This is a genomic window from Methyloceanibacter stevinii (genome assembly GCF_001723355.1).
GTDB lineage: Bacteria > Pseudomonadota > Alphaproteobacteria > Rhizobiales > Methyloligellaceae > Methyloceanibacter > Methyloceanibacter stevinii.
This window is the reverse complement of record NZ_LPWE01000011.1, coordinates 146,647-158,670: the sequence shown is the minus strand read 5'-3', so window position 1 is coordinate 158,670 and position 12,024 is coordinate 146,647. Positions and strand designations below refer to the sequence as shown.

The window sequence follows — 12,024 nt, the reverse complement described above, 5'->3', positions numbered from 1 at the left end:
ACGCGAGTGCGCAAACGCGCCGGAAACCGCCCGGAAACGGGAGGTCGTGTGAAACGCGCGTGAAACACGATTTATCGTTCTGCATCAATGATTTAGCGTGGCTGGGGCGCCAGGATTCGAACCTGGGATCACGAGACCAAAACCCGTTGCCTTACCGCTTGGCCACGCCCCATCACGCTTGTTCGGAAGCCGCTCCATCGCCCGGCGAGCCAAGCGACTCAACCGGCGGCCCGGCATCTGGCTGAGCGGGCTGCCGTCGTATCAGTATCGGGCCCGTTCGGCAATGGATCGGCCTATTCGGCACCAAAAAACTTTGCACCGAACCGCCCACCTCGTTGTTGCGGGCGGGCCCGCCGCCGTCTATATACGGTCCTCTTCCAGCCAAATCTCTGGTCGTGGCGGAGTGTAGCGCAGCTGGTAGCGCACCTCGTTCGGGACGAGGGGGTCGCAGGTTCAAATCCTGCCACTCCGACCAGCATTTCTCCTGAAAATTAGTGACTTCGAGCAGCCCCAGGGGCGGCTCCGGGCCTTGGGCCGCGAACGGGCGGCCGCATCCCCCGCCGAATTCCGCTTGGCGAGAGATGCGTGACGCGTCAGCGCTGCTTGAGGGGCTCCAAGGCCGCGGCGGTCTTCGCGAGCCGGGCGAGGTTCAGGAACTCAGCACGGTAGCCGAACGGGTCCTGGCCGCGCGCGCCTTGCGCGAGCGTGATCGCGTCGTCGATGGACCAGTCGCCGGTATAGCGGCCGCCCTTGAGCACCTGCCCGAAGCCCGCAACCGCCGCAGCAAAGCGCGCATCCGTATCGGCGCCCCCGATGGACGAGACTGCGTCGGCACCGGTCACGGGCGTGCTGATCAGCTCGCTCTTGGCGCCATCGGGCTGCTTGTAGCGAATCTTCACGAACGCCATCTCGTCCGTGCTCTCGGGATCCGCAGGCGCCGCTGCATCGTCCGACTGGTACCGCAGATCCTCGACCAGACGCCCAGAAGAACCAGCCGGCACGATCTCGTAGAGCGCCGTCACGGTGTGTCCGGCGCCGATCTCGCCCGCGTCGACCTTGTCGTTGTTGAAGTCCTCGCGGTTCAGCTTCCGGGTCTCGTAGCCGATCAGCCTGTATTCGGAAACGGCCGCGGGATTGAACTCGACCTGGATCTTGACGTCCTTGGCGATTGTCTGAAGGGTGCCGGCCGCATCGTCGACCAGCACTTTGCGCGCTTCGTTCAGAGTATCGATGTAGCTGGCATTGCCGTTGCCGTTCTGCGCGAGCGCCTGCATCAGCGCGTCGTTGTAGTTGCCCGCGCCGAAGCCGAGCACGGACAGAGACACGCCCTTCTCGCGCTCGCGCGCCACGAAGTCCTTCAGCGTCTCCTTGTCCGAAATGCCGACATTGAAGTCGCCGTCGGTCGCGAGGATCACGCGGTTGATCCCGTCGACCTTGTTCGCTTCGGCGAGCGCATAAGCCTGGCGGATCCCCTCGCCGCCCGCGGTGGAGCCGCCCGCCGACAGCTTCTCGAGCGCGGCCAGGATCGTCGGCGTGTCCGATACCTTGGTCGGCTCCAGCGCCGTTCCGGCCGACCCCGCATAGGTGACGATGGACACCGTGTCGTCCGGATCGAGCGAGGTGAGCAGCAGCTTGAAGGCGTTGCGCAGGAGCGGCAGCTTGTTCGGCGCCTGCATCGATCCCGACGTGTCGATCAGGAAGACGAGGTTCGCGCGCGGCCGCTGAGCCGCCGCCGGCTCATAGCCCTTGATGCCGATCCGCATCAGCTTGGTGTCGGCGTTCCAGGGGGTCGGCATCACGGACACATTGGTCTTGAACGGCACGGTCGTGCTCTCCGGCCCCGCATAGTCGTACGGGAAGTAGTTGACGAGCTCCTCCACGCGGATCGAGTCCGGTGCCGGCAGCACACCCTGGTTCAGGCGCGCACGCATGAACGCATAGGACGCCGTGTCCACGTCGATCGAGAAGGTCGAGACGGGGTCTTCTTTGACGACCTTGACCGGGTTCGGGTCGAACGCCTCGAAGCGGTCGCGCCCCTGCTCGCGATAGTCGGGTGCCGGAATGTCCGTCTGGCGAAGGCGAGCCGCCGGTACTGCATAGCCCGACCCGGGACTCGCCATTTGGGAACGTCCGGCAAAGAAGCCGGACCGATCGCCCGCTACCGGCGCACCCTGCATGCTTGGTGCCGGCAACGCCCGCATTTCGGGCGCGGGCGGCATCGCCGCTTCGTCATCCTGCTCGACGGGGGCCGCGGGCGTGGGCTCAGCTGTCGCCATCTTCATCGGCTCTTCTTGTTCGGTGGACGTATCCTGCGTGGCCAATGCGTCTTGGTCACCCGGTTTCACCGGTGTAGGGACAGCCTCCCCCTTCGCCAGCTTCGACGGCGGTACAGCGGTCTCCCGCCAGTCGAACAATTCGGGTCTCAAAGAATGGGTCGACAACACAGCCAAGGTCAGGACGGCGAGGCTCGCGCCACCAGCCAGGACGGGGGTCCAATTCCAATTCGAGGGCTTCAACGTAGTCATGATCGTGCTCCAGGTTGCCGACGGCCCCTTGCCGCCGCTGGAGGTAGGACGACCCTCAAGCGCTGTTCCTTGGGCGTGGGCCACATTTTTTTCGGCAAAGCGCGCCATGGCGAGGTTGAGCGCTACCTGCCGCGCTTCCGGATTCGGCGCAGGCGGCTCGCTCTGCAACGCGTCTTTCAACTGGTCGAACTTGTCACTCATCTCTCTTCGTCCGCGCGCTGTTTGAGGTTCTTGCGCAGTTCATGCATGCGCCAGGAGATCGTCGATTCCTTCACGCCGAGAATGGACGCGACCTCGCCGTGGCTGAGTTGCTGGGCCAGCACGAGCACTGCTGTCTCGCGGATTTCTTCCGGGAACTGACCGAGCGTCGTCCAAACCCACTCGAGCTGGCTGGCGTGATCGGCATCCGCGGCCCGGCGCAAGTCGTCCACATCTGCGAAACTGGCCATCGCCCGCTGACCGCTCGCTTGGCGCCGCGCCCAATCCCGGCAGGCGTTCAAGACGATCCGGTAGAGCCAGGTGGTGAACTTCGCATCGCCACGGAACGAGCCGAGCCGGTCGGCAAGACCGACGCAGACATCCTGCGCGATATCCTCCGCGTCGGCGCGTGTTCGGACAAAGCGGTAAGTCAGCCGAAAAATGCCGTCATAGTGCCGTTCCAGCAGGACGCGAAAGGCTCGGCATCGCCCGCCGCGGCCTGTCCCGCCAGTTCGTTGTCTCCGGTCGGCATGCGCATGTCACAAGGTTGGACGATGCTCGCGCCCGAATCCTTGGGCGTTTCCGAAAAATATTTTCAGGGCCTGATTGGGGCTACGGCGTCTGGGCGGGCTCCCAGCTGTCGTCCGGGGCGAACGTGTCGATCTTGCCGGCGATCTCCACCGTGTCCTCGCCGAGGTCCTTCTCAAGGACGCGGCTGTCCTGATTGACGATGAATGTCATGATGCCCGAATTGTTGTACTCGGCCGGAAAGGCGATCAAGGCATAGCCGCCCGTCATGCGGCCGTCCTCGACATAGTCGCGCGCGCCGCCTTCGGCGCCCTCGCCTTGGCTCTTGAGGATGCGGAAGTAGTAGCCGTGATAGGGGATCGGATTGACCCCGTCGGGCTTGTAGCCCTCCTCGATGATTTCGGCGAATTTCTTCGACAGCGGGCTGTCGTCGGCGCCCTCCTCCGTCGGCCAGTACAGGCCGTCTTTCTTGCCGGGCGAGCTCATGATGCGCTGCGCATAGGCCGGCGGCGTCTTCCCGTCCGGATTGAGCGCGAGATAGTCCTCTTGGGCCTTGATGTAGCCGCGCGCCGCCTCGATGGCCGAGAGTTCGTTGCGGCCGATGCGCCGGATGAGAATCTCCTCCATGCCGCCCTCGGTATCGAATTCCCATTTTCCGTCCTCGGTTTTCACGACGGGAATCGGAAACGGCCAATCGTCTTCGCCGAGGAGGAGAACGGCGAAATCGTCCCCTTCCGTCTCGAGCTTGTGAGCCTTGTCGTAGGCTTCCATGAAGCCTTCACGCGCATTCTTGTCCGCGACCTCGTCGCCGGAGCTGACGACATCCTGGCCTTCCGGGCCGAGAATCTCGAGCAGCTTCTCCTTGTCTCCACCGCGCGCCGCACTCACGAGCGCTTCGATCGCCGCATCGGCACTGTCGAACTGCTGCGCGGCCTGCGCCTGCGTGCAGAGGACGAGAAGCGAAACGCCGAACACCGCGCGGCACAGTTGTCGAACTAAGGGCATGTCATCCACCACTCTAGAGTCTGATTCATTGCATCTAGCTTCTAGTCTTTTGCCTGCCGGCGTCTAGCGGCGCCGGCCACCGCCGCCGGCACGGCGTCCGCCGCCACCGCCTCTCGAAATATGTCGACCGCCAGCGCTCGCGTGTCCGCGCGACGAGGCCTGGCGCGCACGGGCGCCGTCACCCTTTTGGAAGGCATTGCCGCTCGGCCGGCTTTGCGGCTTCCTCGCCGCCGGTTTGCTTGCGGCGGGCCTCTTGGCAGCCGGCTTGCTTGCGGGACGATCCCTCAAATTGGCCTGGGCGCCACCGCCACCGGGACGATTTGCAGCCCCTGGCTTTGGTCCACCACCGCCTCCGACCTTGGGGCGATCACCACCGCCGGTCCCAGGCCGGTTCGCGCCACCACCCGGCTTCTTGAGCCCAGCCTCGATGTCGCCAACCGATGGACGGCCGCCGCCTGCCCCGCCGGGACGCTTGTCTCCCGCAAGATTGCCGGTCGCCCATTGCCGCCACCGGGCCGCTTGTCGGCCAAGTTGCCGCCTCCTGGGCGGCTGCGCCGCCGCCCGGCTTTTTCAAATCCGATTCGAGATCGCCGACTGTCGGACGACCGCCGGGATTCCCCGGACGATTGCCGGGGCCGGGACGGCCGTCAGCACCACCCGGGCGCCGATTGCCCGCGTTGTCGCCGATGTTGTTCCGGTTGCCGCTGTTCGCGAATTTGTTCCGAACCTCGGTGTTGTTGTACTGGACCCCGCGCCGGTGTTCGGAATTGTGTTCCCACTTCTGAACGTTGACGTTGTTGCGGTTGATCGTGTTGCCGCTGATGTTGCGATTGACGTTCACGTTGATGTCGTTGCGGCCCCAATTGATGTCGTTGCCCCAGATCGCATTGCCGATGGCAAATCCGGCACTCCACGCGAGCCCGGTCGCGAGCGCGCTGCCGAAGGCGTAGCCCGGCGGCGGCGGGAAGTAATAGGGCTGATAGCTCGGATAGGGCCAAGCGCCGTAGGCGACCGACGGCTCGTAATACGGCACATAGATCTTTTCGGGGTTGGTCGGCTGGATGGCGATCACTTCCTGGGGCGGCGCGGCTTGCGTTGACGTCCCTCCACCGCTGGACGACCCAGTGTTGTTCTGTACGACGGTCTGCGTCACGGTCACGGTCTGCTGCGGGTTGGACTCGAGCGTCCCATTCTCCTTCGCGCGCGCCCGCAAAGCCTGGACGGCGTTCATCACGTCAGACTGCTGCGCGAGAACCGCATCGCCGAGCTTCTGGGTCCAGTCGAGATCCTTGTTCAACATCTCAAGGGCGTCGGGCACGGAGACAAGGTCCTTGATGCTGTCGTCCCAATCCTGCCCGGCCACCGCCTTCTGCAAAGCGTCGCCCTTGAGGTCTTTGTTCTTCTGATACCAGCGTTCGGCCTGCACGATTTCCAGCGGATAGGTCGAGGCGATCAGAACATTGGCGAGGAGCGGATCGGGGTAGAGCGCAATCGGGGCCACGAGTTGCTCGAGTTCGGCCTGACTGAGCTGCGTGTCTTGCGCTCCGTCGGACGGCGCGGCGCCGGCAACGTCGGATGCCTCCGTCTGTGGCGGCGGCGAGACGGCCTCTACAACCGAGTCCGAGTCCTGCGCAACGGCTGTTCCAGCATCGGCGGGCGCCTCCGCCTGCGGCGGCGGCGAGACGGCTTCCACAACCGAGTCTGAGTCCTGCGCAAGGGCCGTTCCGTACACCCAAGCGCGGAGGTGAACGCCGCTAAGACTGCCACAAACCGCATCTTCTCACCCATGGTCGTTGTCCTCACGTCTTTCCCGGTTTTGACCAGGCACCGAAGCACCGGGACAAAGCGCGCGGGCCAGTAGCCGCACCGTTTATGACCAAAACACGGCGCGGATCCAACTGGTTGCACACTCTCTACAAGAAGAGTGCGACGCGCTGAACAAACCAGACGGCCGCCAACGAACCAATTCCGTAGCCGACCGCCGTCCGGAGCCATGCGCGATCGAGTGATAGGGCCCGGCGGACAAGGGCGCTGGCGCCGACCACCGTAAACACGAACAGGAGCTGCCCCGCCTCCACGCCGAGATTGAAGGTGAGCAGCGCCAGCGGGACATCGGATTGCGGCAGGCCGATCTCCTTCAGCGCGCCGCCAAAGCCCAAACCGTGCAGGAGCCCGAATGCAAAAGCGACCAGCCACGGCATTCGCCTGGTGAGATCGCTCTCCGGGCCGGTCTGGCGTACGACTTCCGCCGCCACGAACATGATGCTGAGCGCGATGACGGCCTCCACAGGCGCCTGCGGAATCTGAGCCCAGCCTAAGGCCGCAAGGGCGAGCGTGATGCTGTGCGCCACGGTGAAGGCTGTGATGACCTTGACCAGCATCCATACGTCGCGAACGAGCAGAAGGAGTGCGAGAACGAACAGCAGATGGTCGACCCCCAGTAGAATGTGCTCCACGCCCAGCAGGAAATAGGTTCGGGCCGTCTCGACCCAGGTGGGCGCCGCCTCCACGGTGAAGGATGGGCTGTCCGGTGTCAGGCGCGCAGATTGGACGGCGCCGTCCTCGGACTCCACGCGCACGACCACGTCCGTAAACGTGCCGGAAAGCCCGTCGATGGACACCTCGCGGTCCGCGAGTCCGCCGGGGCATCGCACCGCCGAATGTTCCACCAGCGCCGCGCCGGACCGTTCACTGTGTGTCGGCGCTGTTTCCGCGCACTCGGCGGGCAACCGCACGTGAAGGCCGAGGCGCATGTCGCCGCGCGCCGGCACCTTGAATCTGATGTCGTAAGCCTCCGCGCCGGTCTCCCTGATCTCCAGGAAGCCTGGGCGCAGTTCATGGGCGTCCGCGGCGCTGTGAAGCGTGACCAGGAAAAATACCGCTGCGAGGAGCCGGATCACTCCGCTTCACCCTTCTCCAGCCGTGAGGATTTCCCGGGCTGCGATGACGTCTCAGGCTCCATCGGCGTCTCCGGCTTCGGAGACTTCAGTTCCGGCAAGACGACGTCATACTGCGCGCGCAGCTTGTTGTAGGCGTCCGCCTGGTGCTCCTGGCGTTTCAGATTGCGCCAATCGCGGCGCACGGCATCCCGCACCTCGTCGAGTTTTGGATCGTAGGCTTCCACGCGCTTGGCGACGCGTACGAGATGCAGACCGAAGGGAGACTCGACCGGTCCTATCCATTCGCCGGCCGGGGCGCGCAACACGTCATCTGCAAAGTCATCGCCAAAGTCGCGTTGGACCAAACGTAATGGCGAAAGGGGCACGGACCTCGGCAGCAGAGTGGGGTCACCTATCTTCGCCGGATCATCGCCTGCCTTCAGAGCCTGAAGCATCTCCGTGGCGCGCGCGTTCGCATCGCCGCCGGACAGCTTCGGATTGATGAAGACCTGTTCGAACGCCAGCTTCGGCTCCACGCGATAGGCGTCTTTGTGGTCATCGAGATAGGCTTGCAGCGCTGTATCGTCCGCGGCCAGCGCGTCTTCGCCGGGCTCCGACAGGAACTCCATCTTCTGCTGCATGCGGCGGCGAATGAGGGTGTCGTCCCTATCGAGACCGCGTTTGACGGCTTCGCGGTAATAGACCTCCTCCTTGATGTAGGCGTCCAAGAGCCCGCGCAGTTCCTGCGGCGTTGGCGGCCGTTGCCAGGTCTTCGCGAAAACTTGCGCAAGCTGCAGGACACGCCCCTCGGTCACGACGATGCGGTCGCGGGTCTCGGTCTCGTCGCCATCTGCAAAGAAGGCGTAGGCTGCGAACACGACCGCGCGACCAGTACGAAATGGAAGAGCGGCTCGCGTGCAAGCCGGCCAAGAACACTCATGCAGGATCCCTAGAGTTCAAGGCCGGATGCGTCACGCGAAATTCCGCTAACTCTTCGGCGTGTACCAAATGGGCGACGTGTAGGCGCGCTCGGTGACCGTCATCGGCGTGTCGGCATCGAACTTCGCGTCCTCGAAATAGGCCGCGTCGAAGGCGGTCCAACGCGGCGTCGGGATCTCGATCACACGGGCGTAGTAGAACGCCTTGAGCGATGGATCGAAGTCCGGGTCCTGCCACACCGTGATCAGCTCCGGTGCGCCGATCGTATTGGTCCAGGTCGCCTTCTCAACATCGACCGTGCTGCCGATCAGCGGCACCTTGCCGTCTTCACCGGGTTTGCGGTCGCCCGACCAGACGACGTCATAGATCTTCTCATGCATCTCGCCATTCGCATCGACCCAGCCCTTGACGATCTGGATACGATCGAGATTGCCGGAAATCGGGTCCTTCAATGCAGCGACAAGGAATGTCGGCGCACCGCTGGCGTCAGGCGCCGGAGGAAGATCGCCGCCCATGGGGACGCCCTTGCCGTAACCGACCGTGCCCGGATCGCGGCGCTCCGCATCGTCCTTGTCGAAGGCCCAGCCGCCGAAGAAGCGCACGAAGATCCGCGAGCCGGTCGTGCCGTAGACCTCCTTGCGCTTCATGGCATCCCAGATGGAGGCGCGCGTGTTTTCCGGCGCCCAAACGGCGGTGAGGCCCGAAGCGCCGAGCTGCCAGTCCTTCACCGTGTTGCCGTCGAAATCGAAGGCGTTGCCGGTGGACCGCTCAGGCGACGGTTCGCTCGCCGGGAACTTGCCGAAGAAGTTGTTCTCTTCGGCCGAGGACACGCCGGTATGGTCGTCGGTCGACCCGAGGAGACCGAACTTGAACGGGTTGGTGCCGAACTCGTCCTCCAGCGCAAGGCCACGCTTCAGCGCTTGGCGCGCATATTCGTATTCGATCTCGCCGGGCTTCTTGGGCACGCCGGCAAGGTTGTACTTGTCCCAGATCTCGAAGTTGGCGAATTCGTCGGACGGTGCGAGCTTCGGGTGCTGCTCCGAGGTGCCCTTGCTTTGCGTGACCTCGTAGAGCGGTTCCCAGCGTGCGCGCTCTTCGGCCCACTTCGCGTCGATCGGTTTGCCGTCGGGTGTTTCCGTGGCGAACATCAGCCCGTTCGAGAGATTTCCGTTGTGCGGGACCGCCAGCACCCGGCCGCCGGTCTTGTCCTCGTAAGCCGCCATCCAGTCCCAGAGCTCGTTCGGGATTTCGGTGTCGAAGGTGGTCAGCGGCCTGACCTGGTCAGCCTTGTCCTTGCCGTCGCGGTAAACGATGTTGCGATGCAGATTGTTGCCGCCGCCGTAGTTCGAGGTCCACTCATAGCCGATCAACGCCGTGAACCTGCCGGGCTCGTTGTGGCCCTCCACGATCTCGGTCATGTTGTGCCACATGTCGAACTGGACGTTGGGATCCGTCACGGCCTTCGGCAGCTTGCCCTGGCTTTGAAGCGTGATCATCTCCATCACCACGGCGCTCGCCTTCTCGCCGCCCGCGTTCATGCCGTCATGCCATTCTTTCAGCTTCGGATCGGACAACAACGATGGGTCGCCTTCGAGGACGCCGCTCATCACGCCCAGCGCATCCGAATGATCCGCGACCATCATGAAGTCGTAAGGGCGTGACAGCCTCACTTTCTGACCGGTGCTGGAGGTGATCTCCGCACCCTTGGCGTATTGCAGCGCCTCATCAGGCCCAACGCGCGTACCGGCGGCGATCGCATCCGGCGACCATGACGTATGCAGATGGATTTCGCCCCAGAGCGGCCGGCTCGGAAAACTCCGCCCCGCGTAGGGGGAGTAGCCCGGCTGGTTGAAGAAGCGCTCGACTTCGGCGCGGTCGATGGTTCCGCCGTCCGTGGTCACGCTTTGCTGGGCAACGGAGGGAAAGGCAAGAAGTGCCGATCCCGCGACGGTCGCAACCAGAAGCACTGCGTAGCGAACAGCCATCACTCTCTCCTTCCATTAGGACGACGGCGTGTACCAGATGGGCGAGGTGTAGGCGCGCTCCTGGGTTGTCATCGGCACGTCGTCGGTCATGTCGACGTTGAAGCGCTTGGCCTCGTAAGCCGTCCAGCGCGGTGTCGGGATCTCGATCACGCGTGCGTAGTAGAAGGCGCTTCTGTCCGGATCGAAGTCAGGGTCCGTCCACACCGTGATCATTTCCGGCTCGCCGATGGAGTTGCTCCAGGTGGCGTTCTCGACATCGACCGTATTGCCCACGGGCGGCAGCTTTCCGTCTGCGCCGGGCTTGCGATCGCCGCTCCACACCACGTCGTAGACCTTTTCCTCGGTCTCGCCGTCGGCGTTCAGCCAGCCCTTGACGATCTGAATGCGGTCGAGATTGCCGCTATAGGGGTCCTTCGCTGCCGCGACCAAGAATGTAGGAGCTTGCCTTGCGGCGCGGCGCTGAGATTGCCGCCCATGGGCACGCCCTTGGAATAGCCCGCGGCCGCGGGAAGCCGCGTCTTGGCGTCGGCTTCGTCGAAATCCCAGCCGCCGAAGAAGCGCACCGTCATGCGCGGCCCCGTGGTCGCGTAGGTCTCTTTCCGCTTCATCGCGTCGAAGATCGCCTCGCGGGTGTTCTCGGTCGCCCAGACGCCGGCATAGCCGCCGGCGGCCTGCTGCCAGCCCTTGATGGTGAATTCAGGATCGGGCGCTTCGATCACGACGTGCTCCCAACGATGCGGCTCGGGCTCGACGCCGGAATGCTTGCCGAAGAAGTTCTCCTCCTCGACCGCCGCCATCGATGTGTGCGAGTCCGTCGAGCCGATCATGCCAAACTTGTATGGGTTGACGCCGAGCTTGTCCCCGAGCTTCAGCCCGGTCTTCAAAGCTTCACGGGCGTACTCCCATTGCAGCATGTCCTTGGTCTTCGCCTCGGTACCGTTGAGGTTGGACTTGTCCCAGGTTTCGTAGTCCGCGAATTCGTCGTTCGGCGACAGAAACGGATGCGTTTCCCCGTCGCCCTTGATTTGCGTGACCTCGACGATCGGTTCGAGATCGGCCCGCATCGCCGCCATCTCTTTCGTCAGCGGCTTACCGTCGAAGGTCTCCACGGTGAACATGCGGCCGTTGGACAGATTGCCGTTATGGGGAATGGCGAGCACTTGGGTGTGGGAATCGGACTTGAGGGCTTGCAGGTACTTCCAAAGATCCTCCGGATTCTTGCTGTCGTACTGCGAGAAGGGAACGATCCTGTTGGCAACACTCGAGTCGCCGCGGAAGATCACATTGCGGTGCAGGTTGTCGCCGCCGATGGCCGTCCACTCATAGCCGATGAGCGCCGTGAACCTGCCGGGCTCGTTATATTTATCGGCCAGCGCCGTGTAGTATTGCCAGGCATTCTGTATCGCTTCATCGCTCTTGATCGGCGGCTCGTCGCCCGACAGTGACCCGACGATTTCCATCGCCGTATCAAACTTCTTCTGATTGTCACCCGCCGTGAGAGCCTCGTACCACCGCTTTCCGATCTCGGTGGAAAGGATCTCCTGATCGCCGCTCAGCAATTGCGGCATCAGCCCATACATCTCGGCGTGATCTGAAATCACGAGGAAGTCGAGCGGACGGGAAAGCTTCGCGCGAAGACCGTGCGTGGTCGTGATCTCCTCGCCGCGCGCAAAGCGAAAGGCGTCCTCCTGGCCGATGCGGTTCATGGTTCCGGCGTCGACCGAGACCGCCGTGTGCAGATGGGTATCGCCCCAATAGACCTTGGTGGGAAAGTTGCGGCCCGCGTAGGGAGAGAATTCAGGCGGTACAATCTCTGCCACGCCCTCCTTCGTCGGGAGTTGTATGACCTCCCGCGTGACCGATTCCGGCTCGGCGAAAGCCGCCCCGGCAAAGAAGCATCCTGCAAACAGTGCGAGCCCGGATGTGATCAATGATGCATTTGACTTCATGATCTCCTCCTCAGAT

At 63.7% G+C, this 12,024-nt stretch carries 7 protein-coding genes, 2 tRNA genes and 1 pseudogene; 1 reads left to right on the top strand and 9 read right to left on the bottom strand.

Features of this window, described 5'->3' with window-relative positions; genetic code table 11:
• Positions 1–98: 98 nt before the first annotated feature.
• A tRNA-Gln gene (locus AUC70_RS07505) sits at positions 99–172 on the bottom strand.
• 227 nt (positions 173–399) lie between these two features.
• Here AUC70_RS07505 and AUC70_RS07500 point away from each other — a divergent pair.
• Positions 400–475: transfer RNA gene (locus AUC70_RS07500), tRNA-Pro, on the top strand.
• Positions 476–593: 118 nt separating this feature from the next.
• On the opposite strand, the gene AUC70_RS07495 is transcribed toward AUC70_RS07500, so the two are convergent.
• From AUC70_RS07495 to AUC70_RS07460, 8 genes and pseudogenes are all read right to left on the bottom strand, one after another.
• Positions 594–2,726 (bottom strand): vWA domain-containing protein, encoded by a 2,133-nt coding sequence (locus tag AUC70_RS07495; RefSeq protein WP_069444284.1) that lies wholly within the window; start codon positions 2,724–2,726, stop codon positions 594–596.
• A complete protein-coding gene (locus AUC70_RS07490; RefSeq protein ID WP_083241378.1) occupies positions 2,723–3,190 on the bottom strand; it encodes an RNA polymerase sigma factor in 468 nt (155 codons plus the stop codon). Before AUC70_RS07490 ends, AUC70_RS07495 begins: the two co-directional genes overlap by 4 nt.
• A gap of 145 nt (positions 3,191–3,335) precedes the next feature.
• Positions 3,336–4,256: a DUF2950 domain-containing protein gene (locus tag AUC70_RS07485; RefSeq protein WP_069444614.1), complete on the bottom strand. Its 921-nt coding sequence runs from the start codon at positions 4,254–4,256 to the stop codon at positions 3,336–3,338.
• Between the two features lie 367 nt (positions 4,257–4,623).
• Positions 4,624–5,949: a DUF3300 domain-containing protein gene (locus tag AUC70_RS07480; protein ID WP_158007396.1), complete on the bottom strand. Its 1,326-nt coding sequence runs from the start codon at positions 5,947–5,949 to the stop codon at positions 4,624–4,626.
• Positions 5,950–6,169: 220 nt separating this feature from the next.
• Entirely contained in the window at positions 6,170–7,156 is a 987-nt protein-coding gene (locus AUC70_RS07475) for a HupE/UreJ family protein (protein WP_069444282.1), read from the bottom strand.
• Positions 7,153–8,013, bottom strand: a complete 861-nt coding sequence (locus AUC70_RS07470) for a peptidyl-prolyl cis-trans isomerase (RefSeq protein WP_069444281.1) — start codon at positions 8,011–8,013, stop codon at positions 7,153–7,155. The genes AUC70_RS07475 and AUC70_RS07470 overlap by 4 nt, the downstream gene beginning before the upstream one ends.
• 108 nt (positions 8,014–8,121) lie before the next feature.
• On the bottom strand, positions 8,122–10,059 hold the full coding sequence (locus tag AUC70_RS07465; RefSeq protein WP_069444280.1) for a DUF3604 domain-containing protein: 1,938 nt from the start codon (positions 10,057–10,059) through the stop codon (positions 8,122–8,124).
• 15 nt (positions 10,060–10,074) lie between these two features.
• Positions 10,075–12,008 (bottom strand): annotated as a pseudogene (locus tag AUC70_RS07460) (DUF3604 domain-containing protein).
• Positions 12,009–12,024 lie beyond the last annotated feature (16 nt).

What these genes read in the sequence shown, in the direction of transcription:
- AUC70_RS07495 (WP_069444284.1), bottom strand. Translation starts at nt 2,726, where the DNA reads ATGAGTGACAAGTTCGACCAGTTGAAAGACGCGTTGCAGAGCGAGCCG.
- AUC70_RS07485 (WP_069444614.1), bottom strand. Translation starts at nt 4,256, where the DNA reads ATGCCCTTAGTTCGACAACTGTGCCGCGCGGTGTTCGGCGTTTCGCTT.
- AUC70_RS07465 (WP_069444280.1), bottom strand. Translation starts at nt 10,059, where the DNA reads ATGGCTGTTCGCTACGCAGTGCTTCTGGTTGCGACCGTCGCGGGATCG.